23 protein-coding genes and 1 tRNA gene are annotated in these 22,125 nt (G+C 71.1%); 15 read left to right on the top strand and 9 right to left on the bottom strand.

Annotated features, from left to right (window positions below; genetic code table 11):
* The first annotated feature begins 4 nt into the window (after positions 1-4).
* The gene (locus tag ACIQK6_RS39555; RefSeq protein ID WP_030010934.1) at positions 5-655 is read left to right on the top strand and encodes a hypothetical protein; all 651 of its coding nucleotides are present in this window, start codon (positions 5-7) and stop codon (positions 653-655) included.
* Between the two features lie 167 nt (positions 656-822).
* On the opposite strand, the gene ACIQK6_RS39550 is transcribed toward ACIQK6_RS39555, so the two are convergent.
* Complete coding sequence (locus ACIQK6_RS39550) at positions 823-1,569, bottom strand: SLATT domain-containing protein (RefSeq protein WP_329099920.1); 747 nt, start codon at positions 1,567-1,569, stop codon at positions 823-825.
* Between the two features lie 269 nt (positions 1,570-1,838).
* Between ACIQK6_RS39550 and ACIQK6_RS39545 the strand changes: the two genes are divergently transcribed.
* The 7 genes from ACIQK6_RS39545 (at position 1,839) to ACIQK6_RS39515 (ending at position 7,972) form a co-directional block, all read left to right on the top strand.
* Positions 1,839-2,183, top strand: a complete 345-nt coding sequence (locus tag ACIQK6_RS39545; protein ID WP_094744798.1) for a YbaB/EbfC family nucleoid-associated protein — start codon at positions 1,839-1,841, stop codon at positions 2,181-2,183.
* A 39-nt stretch (positions 2,184-2,222) separates the two neighbouring features.
* Positions 2,223-2,822, top strand: coding sequence for a recombination mediator RecR (recR, locus tag ACIQK6_RS39540; RefSeq protein ID WP_030010802.1), 600 nt, complete (start codon positions 2,223-2,225; stop codon positions 2,820-2,822).
* Positions 2,815-3,462 (top strand): DUF5063 domain-containing protein, encoded by a 648-nt coding sequence (locus tag ACIQK6_RS39535; protein ID WP_329099919.1) that lies wholly within the window; start codon positions 2,815-2,817, stop codon positions 3,460-3,462. The genes recR and ACIQK6_RS39535 overlap by 8 nt, the downstream gene beginning before the upstream one ends.
* A 129-nt stretch (positions 3,463-3,591) precedes the next feature.
* Complete coding sequence (locus ACIQK6_RS39530; RefSeq protein ID WP_030755832.1) at positions 3,592-4,866, top strand: aspartate kinase; 1,275 nt, start codon at positions 3,592-3,594, stop codon at positions 4,864-4,866.
* Positions 4,863-5,936, top strand: a complete 1,074-nt coding sequence (locus ACIQK6_RS39525) for an aspartate-semialdehyde dehydrogenase (protein WP_329099918.1) — start codon at positions 4,863-4,865, stop codon at positions 5,934-5,936. The genes ACIQK6_RS39530 and ACIQK6_RS39525 overlap by 4 nt, the downstream gene beginning before the upstream one ends.
* A 354-nt stretch (positions 5,937-6,290) precedes the next feature.
* Positions 6,291-6,890, top strand: a complete 600-nt coding sequence (locus tag ACIQK6_RS39520) for a SigE family RNA polymerase sigma factor (RefSeq protein WP_402697267.1) — start codon at positions 6,291-6,293, stop codon at positions 6,888-6,890.
* Positions 6,887-7,972 carry a hypothetical protein gene (locus ACIQK6_RS39515; protein ID WP_402697266.1) on the top strand — a complete coding sequence of 362 codons (1,086 nt, stop codon included), beginning with the start codon at positions 6,887-6,889 and terminating at the stop codon, positions 7,970-7,972. Before ACIQK6_RS39520 ends, ACIQK6_RS39515 begins: the two co-directional genes overlap by 4 nt.
* 95 nt (positions 7,973-8,067) lie before the next feature.
* Here ACIQK6_RS39515 and ACIQK6_RS39510 read toward each other — a convergent pair whose 3' ends face one another.
* Both ACIQK6_RS39510 and ACIQK6_RS39505 read right to left on the bottom strand, forming a co-directional pair.
* Complete coding sequence (locus ACIQK6_RS39510; protein ID WP_329099916.1) at positions 8,068-8,832, bottom strand: SURF1 family protein; 765 nt, start codon at positions 8,830-8,832, stop codon at positions 8,068-8,070.
* 43 nt (positions 8,833-8,875) lie between these two features.
* The gene (locus ACIQK6_RS39505) at positions 8,876-10,681 is read right to left on the bottom strand and encodes a prolyl oligopeptidase family serine peptidase (RefSeq protein WP_329099915.1); all 1,806 of its coding nucleotides are present in this window, start codon (positions 10,679-10,681) and stop codon (positions 8,876-8,878) included.
* Between the two features lie 111 nt (positions 10,682-10,792).
* Here ACIQK6_RS39505 and ACIQK6_RS39500 point away from each other — a divergent pair, with 111 nt between their 5' ends.
* From ACIQK6_RS39500 to ACIQK6_RS39480, 5 genes are all read left to right on the top strand, one after another.
* Positions 10,793-10,960: a hypothetical protein gene (locus ACIQK6_RS39500; RefSeq protein ID WP_301368538.1), complete on the top strand. Its 168-nt coding sequence runs from the start codon at positions 10,793-10,795 to the stop codon at positions 10,958-10,960.
* 36 nt (positions 10,961-10,996) lie between these two features.
* On the top strand, positions 10,997-12,298 hold the full coding sequence (gene codA, locus ACIQK6_RS39495) for a cytosine deaminase (RefSeq protein ID WP_329099914.1): 1,302 nt from the start codon (positions 10,997-10,999) through the stop codon (positions 12,296-12,298).
* Between the two features lie 6 nt (positions 12,299-12,304).
* On the top strand, positions 12,305-12,901 hold the full coding sequence (locus tag ACIQK6_RS39490) for an HD domain-containing protein (protein ID WP_329099913.1): 597 nt from the start codon (positions 12,305-12,307) through the stop codon (positions 12,899-12,901).
* A gap of 70 nt (positions 12,902-12,971) precedes the next feature.
* Positions 12,972-13,487, top strand: a complete 516-nt coding sequence (locus ACIQK6_RS39485) for a DUF5956 family protein (protein ID WP_329099912.1) — start codon at positions 12,972-12,974, stop codon at positions 13,485-13,487.
* A 56-nt stretch (positions 13,488-13,543) separates the two neighbouring features.
* Positions 13,544-13,822 carry a hypothetical protein gene (locus ACIQK6_RS39480; protein WP_189743857.1) on the top strand — a complete coding sequence of 93 codons (279 nt, stop codon included), beginning with the start codon at positions 13,544-13,546 and terminating at the stop codon, positions 13,820-13,822.
* Between the two features lie 36 nt (positions 13,823-13,858).
* Here ACIQK6_RS39480 and ACIQK6_RS39475 read toward each other — a convergent pair whose 3' ends face one another.
* The 3 genes from ACIQK6_RS39475 to ACIQK6_RS39465 all read right to left on the bottom strand — a co-directional run bounded on the left by ACIQK6_RS39475 (position 13,859) and on the right by ACIQK6_RS39465 (position 16,059).
* Positions 13,859-14,452: a DUF4352 domain-containing protein gene (locus tag ACIQK6_RS39475; RefSeq protein WP_329099911.1), complete on the bottom strand. Its 594-nt coding sequence runs from the start codon at positions 14,450-14,452 to the stop codon at positions 13,859-13,861.
* Positions 14,453-14,798: 346 nt separating this feature from the next.
* Positions 14,799-14,872, bottom strand: a tRNA-Pro gene (locus tag ACIQK6_RS39470).
* A 248-nt stretch (positions 14,873-15,120) separates the two neighbouring features.
* Entirely contained in the window at positions 15,121-16,059 is a 939-nt protein-coding gene (locus tag ACIQK6_RS39465; RefSeq protein ID WP_329099910.1) for a metallophosphoesterase, read from the bottom strand.
* A 68-nt stretch (positions 16,060-16,127) separates the two neighbouring features.
* On the opposite strand from ACIQK6_RS39465, the gene ACIQK6_RS39460 reads away from it, so the two are divergent.
* Positions 16,128-16,589 carry a GatB/YqeY domain-containing protein gene (locus tag ACIQK6_RS39460; protein WP_030009270.1) on the top strand — a complete coding sequence of 154 codons (462 nt, stop codon included), beginning with the start codon at positions 16,128-16,130 and terminating at the stop codon, positions 16,587-16,589.
* A gap of 86 nt (positions 16,590-16,675) precedes the next feature.
* On the opposite strand, the gene ACIQK6_RS39455 is transcribed toward ACIQK6_RS39460, so the two are convergent.
* Positions 16,676-18,997 (bottom strand): transglycosylase domain-containing protein, encoded by a 2,322-nt coding sequence (locus ACIQK6_RS39455; RefSeq protein WP_329099909.1) that lies wholly within the window; start codon positions 18,995-18,997, stop codon positions 16,676-16,678.
* A gap of 385 nt (positions 18,998-19,382) precedes the next feature.
* Between ACIQK6_RS39455 and ACIQK6_RS39450 the strand changes: the two genes are divergently transcribed.
* Positions 19,383-19,733 carry a WhiB family transcriptional regulator gene (locus ACIQK6_RS39450; RefSeq protein WP_030009547.1) on the top strand — a complete coding sequence of 117 codons (351 nt, stop codon included), beginning with the start codon at positions 19,383-19,385 and terminating at the stop codon, positions 19,731-19,733.
* Between the two features lie 29 nt (positions 19,734-19,762).
* Here the strand turns inward: ACIQK6_RS39450 and ACIQK6_RS39445 are convergent, their stop codons facing one another.
* Together ACIQK6_RS39445 and ACIQK6_RS39440 are read right to left on the bottom strand one after the other, a co-directional pair.
* Positions 19,763-21,103 (bottom strand): ArsA family ATPase, encoded by a 1,341-nt coding sequence (locus ACIQK6_RS39445; protein ID WP_329099908.1) that lies wholly within the window; start codon positions 21,101-21,103, stop codon positions 19,763-19,765.
* Positions 21,104-21,126: 23 nt separating this feature from the next.
* Positions 21,127-22,110, bottom strand: coding sequence for an ArsA-related P-loop ATPase (locus tag ACIQK6_RS39440; protein WP_329099907.1), 984 nt, complete (start codon positions 22,108-22,110; stop codon positions 21,127-21,129).
* Between the last annotated feature and the right edge of the window lie 15 nt (positions 22,111-22,125).

Genomic DNA, 22,125 nt, shown 5'->3' with positions numbered 1-22,125 from the left:
CCGAGTGGCCTGTGACCTGTGGCTGGTCCCCCTTGTCGACGTGCTGTGCCACAGCCCCGACAATCCCTTCGCGGAAGAGATCGCCTCGTACGACAGGGCGCTGGGCGCGGCCGGCCTGCCGTCCGTGCCCGTGTTCGCGTACATGCCGGGCCTGAGCGGGGACGTCGCCCCGGTCGCCGGCTTCGACTACGACGCCCTGCACTTCCTGCGGCGGGCGTACATGCTCCAGCTCTGCGGACTGCCCGTGACCCCGGTGGACGAGCTCGGCGGGGACTACGAGCAACTGCTGGAGATGTTCGAGCCCACGGCCCAGCAGTCGCACCTGGTGTGGCACTACGACCACGCCGGGGCCTACGTCCCGGTGGACTTCGCGGCTCCGCTGGCGAACGAGGAGCTGCTGGCCGGTGGCGGGCCGCTGGGGTCCGGGCAGGGGCTGCTGCGGGAGCTGCTGTTCGTGGCCCCCGCCATCGGGATAGACCCGGGGAACCCGCCCGCCGCACCGGCGCCGCCGGGGCGGCCGACGCTGCTGGAGGAGCCGGCGGGGCCGATTCCGTACGACGACAGCCCCTTCGCCCGTGAGCGGCACGTGTGGCTGGGACTGCACGCGGCCGCGACGCGGAGCCTCGGCCAGGGGTCGATGATCATCTTCAGCTGAACGGCGCCGGTGGGCGAGGTACGGGTATGGGTACGGGTCCGGGTCCGGGTACGGTTCCGCTGCGCGGAACCCCGGCCCCCGCCCGTGTCCCGCGGCGGCACCGGCCCCCGCCCGTGCCCTCCGGCTCCGCCCGTGCCCCCGCGACCCCCGCTGGACCTGCTCGCGCCTCAGCGCGGCTGCTCCGGCGGCCGCTGCCGGGGCATGTTCGGTCTGGTGCCCGGCGGCAGCGGGAAGCGGGCGGGCGGGACGCTCGCGTCCGGGCGCCCGCCGGGGGCTCCCAGCGACTGCATCACCAGGGGCGCGGGCCCGGCCCGGAACTCCACCATCCAGTCCGCCGTTTCCGAGCGCACCAGCTCGGTGACGTCCTCCGAGAAGCGGCGCAACACGGTCAGGCACCGCTCCGCTGCCTCGCTGGCCGTGCCCTCGGTGGGTCCGAGCACCTCGCGCACGTTCTCCGAGGCCCAGTCGAACTGGAGGGTCTGGAGCCGGCGCTGCACGGCCTGGGCCGTGGCTACGTTCCGCATCCACCCGGACGTCAGCCCGAAGAACCGGTCGCAGGCCAGCGCGGCCGCGCCCAGCAGCAGCGCGAGGTAGCCGTACGTGGAGGCGCCCGGGATCGAGCCCGTCAGCTCCAGCAGCGGCATCGAGGCACCCGTGAGGGCGCCCACGGCCGCCCCGGCGCGCAGCACGCGCGCACCGCGCCGCTTCCAGGCCCGGTCGGACAGGTACCACTCGGCGGTGCGCAGCGCATCGGCCTCGACCCGCCGGTAGAGCTCGTCGAGCCGCTCGGCGGGCTCGCCCCAGTCCCCGAGGGGGAACGGCCGGCCGGTCAGATCGCCCGCCGCCATCGGTCCGCCGCCTTCCTCCCGGGGATCCCGGGGTGGCCCCTCGGGCTGCATCTCCGGCTGGCTCACCCGGCACTCCCTCTGCCTGCGCTGACGTGTGGTGGTGCGCGTGTGCGCAATGATGCGCATGCTCTTCCTACCTTCGATTGACGGGCGATGGGCGACGATTCCCGGGATTTCCGCCCGCAAGGAGGTCTCCATCAGGTACGCGCACGCCTCGTCTCTCACTCGAAAGAGTTGGTCCTCACGGCGTAGGGCGCGGGGCCCGGGGAGCACGTAGGCTCAGATTGACCAGCGTTCCGAAGGTCTCGACGTACAACGTATGGAGTGAGTGCCCTGTGATTCCCGGTGGTGGCCAGCCCAACATGCAGCAGCTGCTCCAGCAGGCCCAGAAGATGCAGCAGGATCTCGCGGCCGCGCAGGAGGAGCTCGCACGGACCGAGGTCGAGGGCCAGGCCGGCGGCGGTCTGGTGAGGGCGACCGTTACCGGATCCGGTGAGCTGCGGGCGCTGGTGATCGACCCGAAGGCCGTGGACCCCGAAGACACGGAGACGCTCGCCGACCTGGTGGTCGCCGCGGTGCAGGCGGCCAACGAGAATGCCCAGGCGCTCCAGCAGCAGAAGCTGGGCCCCCTGGCCCAGGGCCTGGGCGGCGGCAGCGGTATCCCCGGCCTCCCGTTCTAACCCTCCCCCACCCGACGAAAGACGAAAGAAGGCAGTCCGTTGTACGAAGGCGTGGTTCAGGACCTGATCGACGAACTGGGCAGGCTGCCCGGCGTCGGGCCCAAGAGCGCGCAGCGGATCGCCTTCCACATCCTGCAGGCCGAACCCACCGACGTCCGCCGCCTCGCGCACGCGCTGCTGGAGGTCAAGGACAAGGTCCGGTTCTGCGCGGTCTGCGGGAACGTGGCACAGGAGGAGCGGTGCGGCATCTGCCGCGACCCGCGCCGGGACACCACGGTCATCTGTGTCGTCGAGGAGCCGAAGGACGTCGTCGCGATCGAGCGGACGCGCGAGTTCCGGGGGAAGTACCACGTCCTCGGCGGCGCGATCAGCCCGATCGAAGGCGTCGGCCCCGACGACCTGCGCATCCGCGAGCTGTTGGCGCGCCTGGCGGACGGCGAGGTGACCGAGCTGATCCTCGCCACCGACCCGAACCTGGAGGGCGAGGCGACGGCCACCTACCTCGCCCGCATGATCAAGCCCATGGGCCTGAAGGTCACCCGCCTGGCCAGCGGACTCCCCGTCGGGGGAGATCTGGAGTACGCGGACGAGGTCACGCTCGGGCGGGCCTTTGAAGGAAGGCGACTTCTCGATGTCTGACGCAACGCTGCACGCCCTGGGTCAGGATCCGGACGACTTCGCCGTCCAGATCTCGGACCAGATCGAGTCCTTCATCGTCGCGGTCACCGAAGTGGCCAAGGGCGAGGACCCGGACAGCGCGGTGCCCTTCCTCCTCCTGGAGGTGTCCCAGCTGCTGCTGGCGGGCGGTCGGCTGGGCGCGTACCAGGACGTGCTGCCCGACGAGCGCTACGAGCCCGACCTCGGACCGGAGCCGGACGTCGACGAGCTGCGCGAGCGGTTCGCCTACATGCTGGAGCCGGTCGACGTGTACTCGGAGGTCTTCGACCCCTACGAGCCGCGCAAGGCCCCGGTCGCGCACCGGATCTCCGACGACCTGGCCGACGTGGTCGCGGACCTGCGGCACGGGCTGGCGCACTACCGGGCGGGGCGGACCACCGAGGCGCTGTGGTGGTGGCAGTTCTCGTACTTCACCAACTGGGGTCCGACGGCCTCGGCGACCCTGCGCGCACTGCAGTCGCTGGTGGCCCATGTACGTCTGGACCAGCCGCTGGCGGCGCTGGACGGCCTGGACACGGACGAGGACCTGGCCGAGGACGACCTCGCGGAACAGGCCGGAAAGGTGATGGCCGAGGAGCTCGGCGGCCTCGGCCGCACCTGAGCGAACGCAGCGGCCGGACCAGGAACTCATTCTCTGATCTTCTCGTCTCATGATGTGGTACGAGGCGGTCGGATCCCGGTCGCTCGTTACACTGCACCAGCAATGAGACGGACTGAGCGAGGAGCGCACGTGGGCCTTGTCGTGCAGAAGTACGGAGGCTCCTCCGTAGCCGATGCCGAGGGCATCAAGCGCGTCGCCAAGCGGATCGTGGATGCCAAGAAGAACGGCCACCAGGTGGTCGTCGTGGTTTCCGCGATGGGCGACACGACGGACGAGTTGATCGATCTCGCCGAGCAGGTATCGCCGATGCCTGCCGGACGCGAATTCGACATGCTGCTGACCGCCGGGGAGCGGATCTCCATGGCCCTGCTGGCCATGGCGATCAAAAACCTGGGCCACGAGGCCCAGTCGTTCACCGGTAGCCAGGCAGGCGTGATCACCGACTCGGTCCACAACAAAGCGCGCATCATCGATGTCACGCCGGGCCGGATCCGCACCGCGCTGGACGAGGGCAACATCGCCATCGTCGCGGGCTTCCAGGGGGTGTCCGCGGACTCCAAGGACATCACCACCCTCGGCCGGGGCGGCTCGGACACCACCGCCGTCGCGCTCGCCGCGGCGCTGGACGCCGAGGTGTGCGAGATCTACACCGACGTCGACGGCGTCTTCACCGCGGACCCCCGCGTCGTGAAGAAGGCCAAGAAGATCGACTGGATCTCCTCCGAGGACATGCTGGAGCTCGCGGCCTCCGGTTCCAAGGTGCTGCTGCACCGTTGCGTCGAGTACGCGCGCCGCTACAACATTCCGATCCACGTCCGCTCGTCCTTCTCCGGACTGCCGGGCACCTGGGTCAGCAACGAGAATCCGCAAGGGGACGCGCAGGTGGAGCACGCCATCATCTCCGGAGTCGCGCACGACGTCTCCGAAGCCAAGATCACGGTCGTCGGTGTCCCGGACAAGCCGGGCGAGGCCGCGGCGATCTTCCGCGCCATCGCGGACGCCGAGATCAACATCGACATGATCGTGCAGAACGTCTCCGCGGCCTCCACGGGCCTCACGGACATCTCCTTCACGCTCCCCAAGGCCGAGGGTCACAAGGCCATCGAGGCGCTGGAGAAGGCGAAGGGCGCGATCGGCTTCGACTCCCTGCGCTACGACGACCAGATCGGCAAGATCTCCCTGGTCGGCGCGGGCATGAAGACGAACCCGGGCGTCACCGCATCCTTCTTCCAGGCGCTGTCCGACGCGGGCGTGAACATCGAGCTGATCTCGACCTCCGAGATCCGCATCTCGGTCGTCACCCGCCAGGACGACGTCAACGAAGCCGTCCGCGCCGTGCACACGGCCTTCGGCCTCGACTCCGACAGCGCCGAAGCGGTCGTCTACGGAGGCACCGGACGATGACCCGCACCCGGTCCTCCGGCCCGGCACTCGCCGTGGTCGGGGCGACCGGAGCAGTCGGTTCGGTCCTGCTCCAGATGCTGTCCCAGCGGGCCGACGTCTGGGGCGAGATCCGCCTGATCGCCTCCGCGCGCTCGGCCGGCCGCATGCTGGCCGTCCGCGCGGAGGAGACCGAGGTGATCGCCCTCACCGAGGACGCCTTCGACGGCCTCGGACCGGGCGACGTCGCCCTCTTCCTCACCCCGGCCGACGTCTCGGCCCGGTGGGCCCCCGTGGTCACCACGCGCGGCTCGGTCGTCATCGACCTGTCCGCCGCCTTCCGGGAGGACCCCGAGGTCCCGTTGGTCGTGCCCGAGGTCAACGGGCACGCCGCACGGATCCGGCCGCGCGGGATCATCGCCGGCCCGGACTGCGTGACCGCCACCATGATCGCGGCCCTGGGCGCGCTGCACTCCGAGTACTCCCTCTGCGACCTGGTCGTCTCCTCGTACCAGGCCGCGAGCGCCGCCGGTCGGGCCGGTTCCGAGGTGCTGCGCCGCCAGCAGTCGCTGGTCGCCGGGACCTCCCTGGGCGAGCAGCCCGGTGACGTCCGCCGTGCCGTGGGCGAGGACACCGGCCCCTTCGCGGCCCCGCTCGCCCTCAACGTCGTGCCCTGGTCGGGCGAGCTGCGCGCGGACGGCTGGTCCTCGCACGAGCTGGCGGTACGCGGGGAGACGCGCCGGATCCTGGAGCTGGAGCAGCTCCCGGTGTCGGTGACCTGCGTCCAGGTGCCCGTGCTGACCGGGCATTCGCTGACGGTGCGGGCCCGCTTCGAGCGCGAGGTGGAGGCCGTGCACGCCCGGGAGATCCTGGAGGCCGCGCCCGGCGTGGTGCTCGTGGACGACCCGGCGGCCGGGGAGTTCCCCACCCCCGTGGACGCCGCCGGGACGGATCCTGCTTGGGTGGGGCGGGTGCGGGCCTCGCTCGACGACCGTCACGCCCTGGAGTTCTTCGTGTGCGCCGACAATCTCCGCAAGGGCGCAGCGCTGAATGCCACACAGATTGCGGAACTGATCGCAGGTGAATTTGCGTAATTCGCTTTGTAGGATCGGTGCTGATCCCTTGATCAAGGTGATGGCCCGACTGCCGTCTCGATAAAGACGGGGCAATCGGGAAGAGCGGGTGCGCATGAGGGCAATAGGGATTTTGCTGGTGAGGCCGCCTCGCGCGTACAACCCTGATGGGGGGACGCGTGTCCAACCGGCGTGGCAGACACACTGCTCGACCCGGCCGTCCGGCCGGCGCAGATCGGGATCATCCCGTCGCGCCGGGGTCCTCGCACGCCCGGTGGCGGTTTTCCCGTGATCGTTCCCGTCCCGCCGGCGGGGCCCCCAGCGGGACCGTCGGCCGCGCCCGCGCGGACCTCCGTACCGATCCGGGGCGGTCTCGTGCCCGCGCCGCGCGACAGCGCTGAGACGGACGGGAGCAGCAAGAGCGAGGCGGTCGAGACGGCTGAGGCAGCCGAGACGGCCGAGACGGCCGAGGTGGTGGCCGGCACCACCGTCGACCACCTCACCGCGACCTACCAGGCGCACTACCGCTCGCTCCTGGGCCTGGCAGCGCTGCTCCTCGACGACACCGCCTCCTGCGAGGACGTGGTCCAAGAGGCCTTCATCCGGGTGCACTCCGCCCGGAACCGGGTCCGCGACCGGGAGAAGACCCTGGCGTACCTGCGCCAGACCGTCGTGAACCTCTCGCGGTCCGCACTGCGCCGCCGCATCCTCGGCCTCAAGCTGCTCTCGAAGCCGATGCCGGACATGGCCAGCGCCGAAGAGGGCGCGTACGACCAGCTGGAGCGGGACGATCTGATCAGGGCGATGCGCGGACTGCAACGCCGCCAGCGCGAGGTGCTGGTACTGCGCTACTTCGCCGACATGACGGAGGCCCAGGTCGCCGAGACGCTCGGCATATCGCTCGGTTCGGTGAAGGCGTACGGATCGCGGGGCATTGCCGCGCTGCGGGTGGCGATGGAGGCTGCGCAGTCATGATGGACGACCACACACCGCCGGGCGGGGCGAGCGGGGAAGAAGAACTGCGCGTCCTCCTGCGCGGGGCCGTCGAGGGCCTGCAGCCCTCCGCGGACGCGCTGGAGCGACTGCGCGACGCCGTCCCCGCGCGCCGGACCCGCAACCGCCGGGCCGCCCTCGTCGGCGCCGCCGCGGCCGTGCTGCTCGCCGGGACGGCGATCCCGGCCGCACTGCACCTGTCCGCTGCCGAGGGCGCGGCCCCGGACCACCCGGCGATGGCCGGGCACGGCGAGTCCACGGGCGACAAGCACGACTCGCCGGCCTCCAACCCGCACCAGAACGGCTTCGGTTCCCTGCCGAGGGCGACCGACCCCTTCGGTGAGGTTCCGTCCGCGGGCGGGGGCACCGGGCAGCCGAACGCCACGGCGGGCCCGTCGGCGAACGGTCTGACGGTAGGCCCGTCGGGCGCCGGGACCTCCGCCGGACCGGCCGGTACCGGCGGCTCGGCGGCGGGCTCGGGCCCGCTGCCGCCGGTCGCGGCGCCGGGAGTGCCCGGGTGCGGAGCGGACCAGCTCGGGGTGGTGGGTTCGGCCCGGGCCCCGGAGACCGACGGCAGGGTGTACGGCAGCTTCCGGGTCACCAACGTCTCGGCGCAGGGCTGCTCGGTCAACGGACAGGACACGCTGACGGCGGCCGCGGCGCCCGGTACCGGGGCCGGCACGGGCCCCGGGGTCGCCGTGGTCGGCCACACGGCGGGCGATCCGGCGACCGGCCTGCTGCCCGACCCGGCGGCGGCGGCTCCGGCGCTGGTGCTCCCCCCGAACACGGCGTACGAGGTCCGCTTCGCGTGGGTGCCGTCGGGGCGGACCTGCGCACCGGCGAACACGGACACGGGCGCGAAGTCCCCGCAGACCGAGCCGGCGGGCGCCGCGGGCGGCACGGGGAGCGGACCGGCCGTCGAACCGCAGGCGGGCGCCTCCCCGGCCCCGGGCGGCGTGGCCGTCTCGCACACCCCGCAGTCGGGCGCCACGACCACGCGGACGACGATCCCCGAGGCCTGCGGCGGAACGGTCTACCGGACGGGCGCGATCCCGCTGTCCTAGCGAGACGCTGCTCGGGGCGTGCCGCGAGACGCTGCCCCGGAGACGCCGCCCGGAGACGCCGCCCGGAGACGCCGTCCCGGACGGGGACGGCAGGGCTAGCGCGCGGCGGGCTCCAGCAGGCCCGCCTCGGCGTCGCGGATGGTCTCCACCTCGCGACGGTAGAGCCGGAACCACATGAAGAGCACGAAGGCGACGAAGACGAACCACTCGCCGGTGTAGCCGAGGTTCTGGAAGGCCTTCAGGTCGAGCCCGGTGTTGGTGGGCGCCTGCGCGGGCACCGGAACCATGCCCTCCGACGGGGTCTGCACGGTCAGCCAGGCGTCGTACAGGTCGTACGGGACGATGTTGACCAGCGAGGCCGCGCTGATCACCCCGAGCTGCCCGGCCGGCAGCCCGCCCTGGGAGTGGACCCCCTTCGTGCCGGCGTTCTCCGAGGCCTGCAGCGCGCCGCTGACCTCGACCCGGCCGGTCGGCGGGACCGGCGCCTTCGCGGGATCCGCGACCCCCGGCAGCCAGCCCCGGACCACCGGGACGGACTTGCCGGAGTCGGTCTTCAACAGCGTCAGCACGTAGAACCCGGACCGACCGTCCAGCCGTCGCTCGGGCACCAGCAGCTGATCGCCGTACTCCCCGGCCGTGGAGGCCAGCCGTCCGGAGGTCGTCTTGTCGACCGGAAGCAGCGAGTCCAGGGGTGCGGCCACCTGGTCGACCGGCCGCTCCGCGCCCGCTTCCCGGTGGCTGTCGACGCGGTCCTCGAACCGGCCGAGCTGCCACGACCCCATGAACAGGCAGAAGGGAACGGCGAGCGCGACGAAGACGTTGATCCCCCACCAGCGCGGGGTCAGGAGAAACCGGTGCACCCCACCACCGTACGGGGGGTGCACCGGTCGCCCTCCCGCAGGGTCAGTGCGGCAGGTGCTTCAGCGCGAACTCCAACTCCATCCGGACCTGCTTGATCCGCTCCTCCACCACCAGCGAACCGTGACCGGCGTCGTACCGGTACACCTCGTGCACCGCCCCGCGCGCGGCGAGTCGGTCCACGTAGTTGTCGATCTGGCGGATCGGGCAGCGCGGGTCGTTCACGCCGGCCGCGATGTGGACCGGCGCCCGCACGGCGTCCACGTACGTCAGCGGCGAGGACGCCTCGAAGCGGTCCGGGACCTCCTCCGGCGTACCGCCGAAAAGGGTGCGGTCCAGTGCTTTCAACGCCTCCATCTCGTCGTGGTACGCCGTCACGTAGTCCGCGACCGGTACGGCGGCCAGGCCCACGGCCCAGGCTCCGGGCTGCGTGCCCAGGCCCAGCAGCGTCAGGTACCCGCCCCAGGAACCGCCCGACAGCACCGTGCGGGCCGGGTCCGCGAGGCCGGAGGCGACCGCCCACTCCCGGACCGCCGCGATGTCCTCCAGCTCGATCAGCCCGACCCGGTGCTTGAGGGCGTCGGTCCACTCGCGGCCGTACCCCGTCGAGCCGCGGTAGTTGACCCGCACCACGGCGAAGCCGTGGTCCAGCCAGGCCGCCGGGGCCGACGCGAAGGAGTCGCTGTCGTGCCAGGTCGGCCCACCGTGGATCTCGAAGACCGTCGGGAAGGGGCCCTCGCCGTGGCCCGTCGGCCGCTGCGCGAGCGCGTGGATCCGCCCGCCCGGGCCCTCCACCCACACGTCCTCGACCGGTACCGAGCCGGGCGCCCGGAAACCGGGCGGGTCCAGGACGATCCCGCCCGCGGTGGACCGTACCGCCGAGGGCTCGGCGGCCGAGGACCACAGGTACTCCACCGTCCCGTCGGGGCGCGCGGTGGCCCCCGACACCGACCCCGCGGGCGTGTCCACGCGTACGAGCTCCCGAGCGGCCAGGTCGTAGCGCCACAGCTCGCTGCGCGCCTCGAAGCTGTGCGCGACCAGCAGCGCGGACCCGTCCGGGTACCACTCGGCGCTGACGTCGCCCGGCAGGTCGATCGCGAGCTCCTGCTCGGCGCCGGTGGCCACGTCCCACACCATCGGCTCCCAGCGGCCGCGCCGCTGGTGGCCGACGAGCAGCCGGGTGTCACCCGCGACCGGCGCGAAACCGAGGACCTCCAGGCCCAGCTCCTTCGACCCGCCCAGGGAATCGTCCAGCTCGGCGACGGTGGTCCCGTCCAAGGTCAGGACGCGCAGGGCGGAGTGCATCGCGTCGCCGTGCTCGGTGTGCTCGACGGCCACCAGCGTTCCGTCGCGGGACAGGTCGCCGACGCCGGCCGACTCCCGGTGCCGGTAGATCACGGTGGGCGCGGAGCCGTCCGGCCGGACCACGTGGACCGTCGAGCCGTCCTCGTCGGTGCAGCGCCCCACGACGGCCGTCCCGTCCCGCCCGATGGCCAGCCCGGCGGGGTACGAGGGCTCCAGGCCCGGGGTGGCCGGCTCGTCGGGGCCGCCCCCGAAGGGCTGGCGCAGCCACGTGCCGAACTCGTCGCCGTCGGTGTCGGAGAACCACCAGATCCACTCGCCGTCGGGGGAGAGGGTTCCGTCGGTGGTGCCGTTGGGGCGGTCCGTGGCCTGCCGCTGCTCGCCGGTGGCGCGGTCCCACGCGTAGAGCTCGTAGGTCCCGGTCGCGTTGGACACGAAGAGCGAACGGTCCGGGGCGTCCTCGGCCCAGTCGGGGAGCCCGACGCGCGGAGCCCGGAACCGCTTCTCCCAGTCGGGCATGTCGGGGGTCATCTCACTGTCGCTGGTCATGAGCCCCATTGTGTCCGCAGCGGTCCGGGAGCAGCGCTCCCCGGGATGCCGACCGCTCGGAACGGGCGCACAGTGGAACGCGTCGGCCGTTCCGTCCGAGGAGGAACGATCATGGCCAAGAAGGCCCGCACCGGCCACCACAGCCACCAGGACTCCGAGCGCGCGCTGGCCAAGAACACGGCCGCCGAGGCCCGTGCCAAGGCCGCGGTCCGGGACGTCCACAGCACCGCCGCGAAGACGCGCGGCATGCAGCAGAAGGCCCAGGCCAAGCGCGGCTAGACCCGCTCCGGCGAAGGGGCTGTCTAGGCTGGCGCCATGCGGATGATCGTCCGGGGCGCCCGGCTGCTGCACACCCACGGCCTGTCCGACGTCGAGGTCGCGGAGGACGGCCGCATCGCGCGGGTCATTCCGTACGACGATCAGAAGGAACCACCGGTCACCGGCATCCTCATCGAGGCCCACGGCGGCCTGCTCGCGCCCCCCTTCGTCGAGCCGCACATCCACCTCGACACGGCGCTGACCGTTGGCGAGCCCCGCCCCAACGCCTCCGGCACCCTCTGGGAGGGCATCGCCTGCTGGAGCGAACGCAAACGGACCCTGACCCGCGCGGACGTGGTCGCGCGGGCCACCGAGGTGCTGCGCTGGCAGGCCGCCCACGGGGTGCTGCACGTGCGGACCCACTGCGACGTCACCGACCCGGACCTCACCGCGCTCGAGGCGCTGCTGGAGGTGCGCGACCGGGTGCGGGACTTCATGACCCTGCAGATCGTGGCCTTCCCGCAGGAGGGCATCGTCTCCTTCCCGGGCGGCGAGGGGCTGATGCGCGAGGCCGTCGCCCGCGGGGCGGACGTCGTCGGTGCGATCCCGCACTTCGAGGACACCCGTGAGGACGGCCTCGCCTCGCTGCGCACGGCCTTCGCGCTGGCCGAGGAGCACGGCCTGCGGGTGGACGCGCACTGCGACGAGATCGACGACGAGCAGTCCCGCTTCGTGGAGGTGCTGGCCACCCTCGCCCTGCGCTCGGGACTGCGCGGGCGCGCCACCGCCTCGCACACGACGGCCATGGGCTCCTACAACGGCGCGTACAGCTTCAAACTCCAGCGCCTGCTCGCCCGCTCCGGCATCAACCTGGTCTCCAACCCCTTCGCCAACCTGGGCCTCCAGGGCCGCTTCGACGCCTATCCCAAACGGCGCGGACTCACCCAGGTCAAGGAGATGCTGGCGGCCGGGGTCAACGTCGCCTTCGGCCACGACGACGTGATGGACCCCTGGAACGCGCTGGGCACCGCCAACCCGCTGCAGACCGCCCTCGTCGGGCTGTACGCCGCCCAGCTCACCGGCGCCGACGAGATCCCGCTGGCCTTCTCGATGGTGACGGAGCGCGCGGCGCGGGTGCTCGGCCTCGCCGAGACGGAGTACGGCATCACCGCGGGTGCCCCCGCCTCCTTCGTGTTGCTCCCGGCCCCGTCGCCCGAGGAGGCGATCCGCCGCCAGGTCCGCCCGCGGTACGTCGTCTCGCGCGGGACCGTCCTCGCCGAGACCCCGCCCGCCCCGACCCGGCTGAACTGGCCGGGGGAGCCCCCGTCCGAGATCGACTTCAGCCGCCGCCTACGCTGACGCCCCATGAAGACGTGGACACTTGACACCGCATCGGCCCGCGCCGCCCACGAGATCGCCGCGGAGTACGCGGACCCGACCCTGCTGAACCACTCGGTCCGCTCCTACGCCTTCGGCGCCCGGTACGCGGAGCAGCACGGGCTGGCGTACGACGCGGAACTCCTCTACGTCAGCGCCCTGCTGCACGATCTGGGTCTGACCGCCCCCTTCGACAGCCACACCCTGCCCTTCGAGGAGGCGGGCGGTCATGTCGCGCGCGTCCTGACGGCGGGCCTGGGCTGGCCGGCGGCCCGCCGGGCGCGCGCCGAGGAGGTCATCGTCCTGCACATGCGGGACGACGTGAGCGCGGCCGAGGACGTGGAGAGCCACCTGCTGCAGGTCGGGACGAGCGCGGACGTCTCGGGCCTGCGCGTCGCCGAGTTCGATCCCGCCTTCACGGCCGACCTGCTCGCCGCCTACCCCCGGGGCGACTTCGGCGCCGCGTTCCTCGCACTGGTCCAGGACCAGGCCGCCCGCAAGCCCGACTGCGCGGCAGCCGCGTACGTGGCCGGCGGCGCGGTCAACCGGATCGCCGCGAACCCGCTGGAGCGGATGCGGTCGTAGGGGGTGCCACGGGGGCTTCGCACCGCTGCGGGTCACGCACATCGGTCACCGTGTCGGATAACGTGCCCGCATGTCGTGGGACGAGGACGGAACGCCGCACCCGCTCGCACTGCGCCGCACCGGCCGCAGCGAACTGGAGCCGGACCGGCTGCCCGAGATGCGGGAGCTGGAGGTGCTCGGCTGGGAGCCGGCCCCCGAGGACCTGCGCTGGGTGTTCCTCCCGTACGTCTGGCCCCCCGCGGACCGCACCTGGATCCCCGACCGGTCCACCCACTGGGCGGTGGACACCGCCCTCGACGGCCACGGCCACATCACCGGCGTGGAGTGCGCCCCGCTGCCCGAGCCCGACCTCCGGGACCTCGACCGCGAGGCCGACGACGCCCTCGCCGGGCTCGGGCTCCCGCCCCGCCCGCGGGGGCGCCTGTGGCTGCTGCGCCCGGTCGGCCCCTTCACCACCCTCGACGCGCTCCTCGACCACCTCGACGGCCTGGCCGTGGCACGGGCCGTGGAGGCCCGGCCCTCCGCGGCCTTCCTCGCCCTGGCCCGGGCCGAACTCGCCGCACTCGCCACCCCCGAGGAGCGGTGAGGTGCGGAGGGTGTGGCTACGCTTGTCGTGAGGGGGTACCGCAGGGAGGCGAGCTCATGGGTCGGCGCCATCACTTCCACATCGACCACGACGGGCATTCGGTCAGCGCCACGGTCCAGACCGGGCACACCGCCGTCGTGGAGGTACTGGTCGACGGCAAGGAGACCGGACACGCCACGACGCACGACGACCACCCCGTGACCGTGCACGTCGAGCTGCCGACGGATCCACCGACGCAGGTCTCCGTCCGCGCGACACCCGGGCCGGGCGTCCCCCGCTGCATCTTCGAGGCCCCGGCCATCGAGCCGCACATCATGTCCCCCCGCCCCTACTGACGGCGGCGGGTGAGGTGGTGCGTCGGCCCGCGGGCGTCAGGGCAGGTCGGCCCGCACGGCCTTGCCGATCAGGCCGTCCGTGTACGTCACGGTCTTCGCGGTGAACGATCCCTTGCCGGTGATCGTGCCGGTCACGTTCTCGCCCGGGGCGAGCTCCACCGTGGCGATCTGGTTCTCGTCGGCCCCGAGTTCGGCCGTGTGCTTGGTGCCGTTCGTATCGGTGATCGCGAAGTAGAGCGGGTTCACGTCGATCGCGTCGGTGCTGTTGTTCGTGATCGTGACCGACACGCTCGTGTAGTCATCGTCCCCCGCGATGACGCTCTTCTTGAACTGCGTCTTCTTCGCCGCCACCTCGACCGCGGCCTTCTTCTCCGGCGCGGCGGACGACGGCTTGGCACCGGGCGCGTCCGCCGGCGCCGCGGCGGCTGGCGGCGAAGGTTCCTTCGCCGTCTTGTCGCCGCTCCCACCGCCGAGGACCGCCCCGACGACGGCGAGGAGCACGATTAACCCCACGATGCCCAGACAGGAGAATCCGACGATCTTTCCCGCGCTGGACTTCTGTGGCTGCTGCGGGGGCGGATAGCCGATCCCGGGCTGGGGCTGACCGGGCGCCGGAAACTGCTGAGACATGGGAAACCCCCAGGACGACGGGTACGAATCCGGCCACCGTAGGGGGATCTGTGCGCACAGGTGCGACAATGTTCAAACCGTAATAATCGAACATTTAATCATCTTCGGCTGGGTGCCGGGAACCCCGGCGCAATCAGCTCGCGAAGGCTACTGGCGGACTTCGTCTGCGATGCCCAGTCGCGCGGCGACCGCCGGTCGACGACCGCGACTTGCCGGCGCTCGTGCAGGCAGCCACGCGCTGGAAGTAGACCGGGATCTCCGGGCTGACTCTTCAGAGAAGTCTCCGGAAACCACTCAGGGGCCTGATCCACTGAGTGGATCAGGCCCCTGAACTGGTCTTACGAAGTCGGGGTGGCGGGATTTGAACCCACGACCTCTTCGTCCCGAACGAAGCGCGCTGCCAAGCTGCGCTACACCCCGATCGCCGCCTTGCAGCACTTGCTGTCCTGGCGACATCGATTACTTTAGCGGACCTCTCGCCGGAGACGAAATCCGGTTTTCGCGGAGTGGCCGCGGGCCCGGGGGAGGCCGTCGGGCGGAAGCGGTCCGACGTGACCAGGGCGAGGCCGAGTGCGGGCAAGGCCGCGCCCAGGACCAGCATGTTCAGGATCGTGTGGGCACGGCCGTACCGGGACGGGGCGCGACGGGGTGGTCATCCCCGCAACGTGTTACCCCTTCGCGGTCAGCGTCAGGAGCGTCGCCTCCGGCGGGCACGCGAAGCGGACCGGAGTGAACCGGTTGGTGCCGCAGCCGGCCGAGACGTGCAGGTACGCGCGGTTGCCCGCCGCCTCGTGCGTGGAGAGCCCCTTCACCCGCTTCGTGTCGAGGTCGCAGTTGGTGACGAGCGCCCCGTAGAAGGGGATGCACAGCTGTCCGCCGTGGGTGTGGCCCGCCAGGATCAGCGGGTACCGGTCGGTCGTGAAGGACTCCAGGACGCGCAGGTACGGGGCGTGCACTACCGCCATCGAGAAGTCCGCGTCCGCCTCCGGGCCGCCGGCGACGCTCGCGTAGCGGTCCCGCTTGATGTGCGGGTCGTCGAGCCCGGTGAAGGCCAGCTCCAGGCCGTCCAACTTCAGCCGGGCCCGGGTGTTGGTGAGGTTCAGCCAGCCGGCCGCGTCGAAGGCGTCCCGCATCTCCTCCCACGGGTTGTGGACGGCGCCGACGACCGGCTTGTTGCCGTTCAACCCGTGCCGGCCCTGGGTCCGCTCGATCAGGTAGCGCCCCGGGTTGCGCAGCCGCGGCCCGTAGTAGTCGTTGGACCCGAAGACGTACACGCCCGGGAAGGACATCAGGGGCCCCAGCGCGTCGAGCAGCTCGGGGATGCCCTCGGTGTCGGAGAGGTTGTCGCCGGTGTTCACGACGAAGTCGGGGCGCAGGCCGGCCAAGGACTGCAGCCAGGCACGTTTCTTGCGCTGTCCGCCGACCATGTGGATGTCGGACACCTGGAGCACGCGCAGCGGGCGCATCCCCTGGGGAAGGACAGGCACCGTGACCCGGCGCAGGCGGAAGGACCGCGCCTCGAATCCGGCGGCATAGGCCACACCTGCGGCCCCCACCGCAGCGATTCCGGCAGCCGCCTTCAGGGGTACTCCGTAACGCGCACGCATGGACCCATCGTCGCAGACCCGCAAAACAGATGAGCGCCACTGCCCCCGCACCTGGCAGACTCACCTGCATGACCACGCTCAAGGCCAAGCTCCAGGAAGACCTCACGACCGCCATCAGGGCGCGCGACGAGCTCCACTCGTCCACGCTGCGCCTGACCCTCTCCGCCATCACCAAGGAGGAGGTCGCGGGCAAGGAAGCGCGCGTGCTCTCCGACGAGGAAGTCCTCAAGGTGATCGCCAAGGAGGCGAAGAAGCGCCGCGAGGCCGCGGAGGCCTTCGCCCAGGGCGGCCGTCCCGAGCAGGCCGCGCGCGAGACCGCGGAGGGCGAGTTCCTCGACACGTACCTGCCCAAGCAGCTCAGCGACGACGAGCTCGTGGCGATCGTGGCGGCGGCCGTCGAGGAGGCCAAGGCCGCGGGTGCCGAGGGGCCGCGTGCCATGGGCGCCGTCATGAAGATCGTGAACCCGAAGGTCGCCGGGCTGGCGGAGGGCGGGCGCGTCGCCGCCGTCGTCAAGCAGCAGCTCTCGTAGGACCGCGAAGCGGAAAAAGGGGGCGGGCCCCGGCCGGTGTCGGCCGGGGCCCTCCCCCTTTTTCCGCTCCTGCTGCGGGCCGACCGCTACTGGTCGTCCCGGCCGCCGATCAAGCCCTCGGTCAGTCCGGGGAACGGGGGCTGCGGCTGGACGTCACCGGTGGCTCCCGTGGCTCCTGTGCCGCCCCCGTTGGCGCCGCCGTTGTTCCCGCCGTTGTTGCCGCCGGTCTGACCGCCGGGACGGCCGCCGGGCTTGCCGTCACCGCCGGGCTTGCCGGGCCGGGTCGGGGTCGTGGACGGCTTGTTGCCGCGCGGGCCGCCGGAGGGGACGGTCGGCTCCGGGATGCCGACCGTGACGAAGTTCCCCGACTCGCGGCCGGAGAGCGCGCCGCTGACCGCGTCCTTCCAGATCGGGCCGGGCAGACCGCCACCGAAGACCTTGTCGAAGGGCCTGCCGCCGATCACGATGTTCTCCATCGTGATCTTCTTCGCGCCGCCGGAGCCGACCCACACGGCGCCGGAGACGTTCGGCGTGTAGCCGACGAACCAGGCGTTGTAACGGGAGTCCGTCGTACCGGTCTTGCCGGCGCTGTCGCGGTCGCTGAGACCGGCCCGCTCACCGGTACCGGAGTCAACCACTCCGCGCAGCAGGGTGTTGATGGTGTCGGCCGTCTCGGTGGACATCGCCCGGTCACACTTGGACTTCGGCACGGCGAGCGCCTTGCCGTGTGCGTCGGTGATCGACTCGATGGCGACGGGCGTGCAGAAGACACCGCGGTTGGCGAAGGTCGCGTACGCGTTGGCCATCGTCAGCGGGGAGAGCTCCGCGGAGCCGAGCGCGATCGACGGGGCTTCGGGGAGCTTGGAGCCGTCGGCCGGGACCACGCCGAGCTTCTGCGTCATCTCCGTCACCGGGCAGAGGCCGATCTCGCCGATCATCTCGACGAAGTACGTGTTGATGGACTTCTCCATCGCCGTCCGCAGCGCGTACGGGCCGATCTCGTCCTCGGTCTCGTTCTTCGCCGTCTGGATCTTGCCGTCGATCGGCAGGTTCAGCCACTGCGTGCCGTCGCACTTGGAGATTGGCGTCGGATAGTCGATCTTGTTCGGCGCCTGGTACACCTTGGTCGGCGGCATGCCCCGCTCTATGGCGGCCGCCGCGATGAACGGCTTGAAGGTCGAGCCGACCTGGAAGCCGAAGTTCGAGCCGCCCATCCGCTTGTCCACGGAGTAGTTGATCTGCGTCTCGTTCTTCCCGAAGCCGTACGGCTTGGACTGCCCCATCGCCAGCACCCGGCCGGTGCCCGGCTGGACCATGGTCACGGCCGTCGCGATCGAGTCCTCCTGGTAGACGTGGTCCTTGATCGACTCGTTGGCCGCGTCCTGTGACTGGGGGTCCAGGGTGGTGCGTACCGTCAGGCCGCCCTGGTTCCAGATCTTCGCCCGCTCCTCGCGCGTCTTGCCGAAGGCCGGGTCCGTCAGGAAGGAGTTGCGCACGTAGTCGCAGAAGAAGCCCGCGCCCTTGACGGCGGTGATGCAACCGTTCTTCGGCTTGGTCACCTTGAGGGTGACCGGCTTGGCCTTCGCCGCGTCCGCCTCCGCCTGCGAGACGTCCTTGGTGTCGGCCATCCGCTGCAGGACGATGTTGCGGCGCTTCGTGGCCTCCTGGGCGTCGTTCACCGGGTCGTACCGGCTCGGCGACTGCACGACGCCCGCGAGCAGCGCGGACTCCTCCAGCGTCAGGTCCTTGGCCGGCTTGCTGAAGTAGCGCTGGGCGGCGGATTCGATTCCGTACGCCTGCTGCCCGAAGTAAGTGATGTTGAGGTAGTTCTCGAGGATCTTCTTCTTCCCGAGCTCCTCCTCGACCTGGATCGAGTACTTCAGCTCGCGGATCTTGCGGCCGAGGCTCTTCTCCTGGGCCTCGCGCACCTTGGTCTCGTCGTCACCGGCCTCTTCGACGAACACGTTCTTCACGTACTGCTGGGTGAGGGTGGAGGCGCCCTGTGCGGCGCCGCCCTCCTGTGCGTTGCGGTTGACCGCGCGCAGGATGCCCTTGAGGTCGACCGCACCGTGCTCGTAGAAACGCGAGTCCTCGATGGCGACGATCGCCTTCTGCATGTACGGGGAGATCGCCGTGAGCGGGACCACCTGACGGTCGCGCGAATAGATGGTGGCGATCGGGCCACCCTCGGCGTCTAGAATCGTGGTCCGCTGGCTCAGCGGCGGAGTCTTGAGATTGGCCGGGATCTCATCGAATCCCTCGACCGTCCCCTTGGCCGCCAGGCCCAGGGCGCCTGCGGCCGGAATCGCCATGCCGGCCAGTACAACCCCGGAGAGGACGGACACTCCGAGGAACTTGGCGGCCTGCTGGCTCCCCGTGAGCCCGCCGCCCGAGCGCTTCTTTCCCATAGGGGGCAGCCTACGTTCTCATTCGCCGGACACATGCGAATGCCTTGGCCTAAGCTGTCCCCAACTGTCACAGCAGTGTGGTGCGACATCAACCCCTCGGCTTGATTTTCACCCTTCCCGAACGGGGTGGACGTATGTCCGAATCTTGCCCCTCTGCTGAAGCCGAACCGACGATTACACCCGAATTGCCGCAATGGCCGGGCATGTCGCCGGATCACTCCGTCGGGTGATCTGCCGCTTACCCATAGTCCGTTCGGACCATTCAAGATTGGGCCCGTCGGGGGTGTTGCACTGTGCTCGCCTTCCGTAACGTCCTCAACTGGCAGCGGTGAATATGCCGCTACCGCCGTGGGGGAGCCTCGATTCGGGAGAGGACGGCGCCGGGATGGGCTGGGTTACCGACTGGAGTGCGCAGGCAGCCTGCCGCACTACCGATCCGGATGAACTATTCGTTCAAGGAGCGGCACAGAACAGGGCCAAGGCGGTGTGCACCGGATGTCCGGTGCGGACCGAGTGCCTGGCCGACGCGCTCGACAATCGTGTCGAGTTCGGCGTATGGGGCGGAATGACCGAGCGGGAACGACGTGCGCTGCTGCGCCGGCGTCCCACCGTCACCTCGTGGCGACGGCTGCTCGAAACCGCACGTACGGAGTACGAGCGCAGTACGGGCATCCTCACCATGGATGCAGACGCGGAGATCGACGTGTCGTACGAGACGTACGCGGCAGCCGGGTAGACCACGCGGCCGCCACGACGTACGAACGCCTAAGCTCCGGCCGGTACCCCGGTCGCGAGTCGTTCTCCGATGGCCCGCAGCCCGGCGAGGTCGTGCACATCGCCGGGCAGGGCGGCCACTTCAGCCACCGCCACTTCGGGGTGCAGTGAGGTGAACCGATCGCGTGTGCGCTGTTCACGCGCGATCACCTGCATGCGTTCGGCGTGCAGGCGCAGCAGTCCTGCCGTGATCCGGTCGACGACCGCGGTATCGCCTTCGGTGCCGGGGGAGCCTGTCTCGGGAGTGTTCGCGGTCCGGGTGGTGAGTGTGGTCGGTGTGCTGTGTGCGGTCCGCGCAGTCTCGGCGGACCCGGCGGTCTCGGCAGTTTCGATGGCCTCGGTGGCTTCCGCGCCCGAGTCACGAAGTCCAGCTTTCCCGGACTCCTGATCGACAATGCCGCCTTCTTCAAGATTCTCTGCAGCGGCCAACGCCCGCTCGGCGGACAGCTGGTCGGCGCCACTGCCGTGCACCCGGTTCAGTACCAGGCCGGCCAGTGGCATGTTCTCGGCAGCCAACCGTTCCACGAAGTACGCCGCCTCGCGCAGGGCGTCCGCCTCGGGCGCGGCGACCACCAGGAAGGCCGTGCCGGGAGCCTGGAGCAATCGGAAGGTGGCGTCCGCGCGCGTGCGGAAGCCGCCGAACATCGTGTCCATCGCGGCGACGAAGGTCTGGACGTCCTTCAGCAGGGAGGCCCCCATCAGCTTGCTGAGGGTGCCGGTCATCATCGACATGCCGACGTTCAGGAACTTCATCCCGGCGCGGCCGCCCACCTTCGCCGGAGCCATCAGCACCCGGATGAACTTCCCGTCCAGGAAGGACCCGAGCCGCTTCGGCGCGTCCAGGAAGTCCAGCGCGGACCGGCTCGGCGGAGTGTCGACGATGATCAGGTCCCAGTCGTCCCGGGCCCGCAGCTGCCCCAGCTTCTCCATCGCCATGTACTCCTGCGTGCCCGCGAAGCCGGCCGACAGGGACTGGTAGAAGGGGTTGGCGAGGATGGCCCGGGCCCGCTCGCCGTCCGCGTGCGCCTCGACGATTTCGTCGAAGGTGCGCTTCATGTCCAGCATCATGGCGTGCAGTTCGCCGTCGCCCGCCCCCACGGTCGCCACCTTCCGCGGGGTGTTGTCCAGCGAATCGATCCCCATCGACTGCGCGAGCCGCCGCGCCGGGTCGATGGTGAGCACGACGGCCTTGCGCCCGCGCCCGGCCGCCCGTACGCCGAGCGCCGCGGCCGTGGTGGTCTTGCCGACCCCACCTGCACCGCAGCACACGATGATCCGGGTCTCCCGGTCGTCCAACAGCCGGTCGACCGCCAGCCGCGGCGGAGTGTCCATGCTCACGGTGTCCACCCCCTCGCTCATTCGGCCACCGACTGCTTCCGCAGTTCCTTGGCCAGCGTGTACAGCCCGGCCAGATCCATTCCCGCGCCGAGCAGGGGCAGTTCGTACGTCGGCAGGTCCAGACCCGCCAGTACGGAGCGCTGCGCCCGTTCCAGTTCCACCCGGCTCGCGTGCTCGGCCGCCTGCGTGAGCAGCGGGTCGACCAGCCGTTCGGCCAGCCCGCCGCGCCGCGCGCCGCCGAGGCCCGCCCGGGACAGCGACTTCGCCACCCCGGCGCGGTGGTCGCCGGCCGCGGTGCGCAGGGTGTCCTCGTCGAGATGGTGCGGTCGGACCATGTTCACGACGACCCGCCCGACGGGCAGTCCGGCCTGGCGCAGTTCCTCGATGCCGTCCGCGGTCTCCTGGACGGGCATCTCCTCCAGGAGGGTGACCAGGTGTACGGCGGTCTCGGGGGACTTGAGGACCTTCATGACGGCCTGGGCCTGGTTGTGGATCGGACCGAACCGGGCCAGGCCCGCCACCTCGTCGTTGACGTTCAGGAACCGGGTGATGCGCCCGGTCGGCGGCGCATCCATGATCACGTGGTCGTAGACGTAGCGGCCTGACTTGTCCTTGCGCCGCACCGCCTCGCACGCCTTGCCGGTGAGCAGTACGTCGCGCAGCCCGGGGGCGATGGTCGTCGCGAAGTCGATGGCGCCGAGCTTCTTGAGCGCGCGGCCCGCCGATCCGAGCTTGTAGAACATCTGGAGGTAGTCCAGCAGCGCCCGTTCGGCGTCGATGGCGAGCGCGTAGACCTCACCGCCCCCGCCGGGCGCCACGGCGATCTTCCGTTCCTCGTACGGGAGCGCCTCGGCACCGAAGAGCTGCGCGAGCCCCTGCCTGCCCTCGACCTCCACGAGAAGAGTCCGTCCGCCCTCGCGCGCGAGGGCAAGCGCGAGTGCTGCGGCGACCGTGGTCTTGCCGGTGCCGCCCTTGCCGCTGACCACCTGGAGCCTGCTCACAGCGTCCGAGCCTAA

The sequence above is a fragment of the Streptomyces sp. NPDC091682 genome (genome assembly GCF_044756625.1).
Classification (GTDB): Bacteria; Actinomycetota; Actinomycetes; order Streptomycetales; family Streptomycetaceae; genus Streptomyces.
Note: the sequence above shows the minus strand (reverse complement) of the source record. Positions and strands in the feature narration are given on the sequence as shown.

Excerpts from the sequence above, each read along its gene's own strand:
- ACIQK6_RS39535 (WP_329099919.1), top strand. The coding sequence starts at position 2,815 with ATGTCTGACGCAACGCTGCACGCCCTGGGTCAGGATCCGGACGACTTC.
- ACIQK6_RS39525 (WP_329099918.1), top strand. The coding sequence starts at position 4,863 with ATGACCCGCACCCGGTCCTCCGGCCCGGCACTCGCCGTGGTCGGGGCG.
- ACIQK6_RS39515 (WP_402697266.1), top strand. The coding sequence starts at position 6,887 with ATGATGGACGACCACACACCGCCGGGCGGGGCGAGCGGGGAAGAAGAA.
- ACIQK6_RS39505 (WP_329099915.1), bottom strand. The coding sequence starts at position 10,681 with ATGACCAGCGACAGTGAGATGACCCCCGACATGCCCGACTGGGAGAAG.
- ACIQK6_RS39500 (WP_301368538.1), top strand. The coding sequence starts at position 10,793 with ATGGCCAAGAAGGCCCGCACCGGCCACCACAGCCACCAGGACTCCGAG.
- codA (WP_329099914.1), top strand. The coding sequence starts at position 10,997 with ATGCGGATGATCGTCCGGGGCGCCCGGCTGCTGCACACCCACGGCCTG.
- ACIQK6_RS39490 (WP_329099913.1), top strand. The coding sequence starts at position 12,305 with ATGAAGACGTGGACACTTGACACCGCATCGGCCCGCGCCGCCCACGAG.
- ACIQK6_RS39485 (WP_329099912.1), top strand. The coding sequence starts at position 12,972 with ATGTCGTGGGACGAGGACGGAACGCCGCACCCGCTCGCACTGCGCCGC.
- ACIQK6_RS39480 (WP_189743857.1), top strand. The coding sequence starts at position 13,544 with ATGGGTCGGCGCCATCACTTCCACATCGACCACGACGGGCATTCGGTC.
- ACIQK6_RS39475 (WP_329099911.1), bottom strand. The coding sequence starts at position 14,452 with ATGTCTCAGCAGTTTCCGGCGCCCGGTCAGCCCCAGCCCGGGATCGGC.
- ACIQK6_RS39465 (WP_329099910.1), bottom strand. The coding sequence starts at position 16,059 with ATGCGTGCGCGTTACGGAGTACCCCTGAAGGCGGCTGCCGGAATCGCT.
- ACIQK6_RS39460 (WP_030009270.1), top strand. The coding sequence starts at position 16,128 with ATGACCACGCTCAAGGCCAAGCTCCAGGAAGACCTCACGACCGCCATC.
- ACIQK6_RS39455 (WP_329099909.1), bottom strand. The coding sequence starts at position 18,997 with ATGGGAAAGAAGCGCTCGGGCGGCGGGCTCACGGGGAGCCAGCAGGCC.
- ACIQK6_RS39450 (WP_030009547.1), top strand. The coding sequence starts at position 19,383 with ATGGGCTGGGTTACCGACTGGAGTGCGCAGGCAGCCTGCCGCACTACC.
- ACIQK6_RS39445 (WP_329099908.1), bottom strand. The coding sequence starts at position 21,103 with ATGGACACTCCGCCGCGGCTGGCGGTCGACCGGCTGTTGGACGACCGG.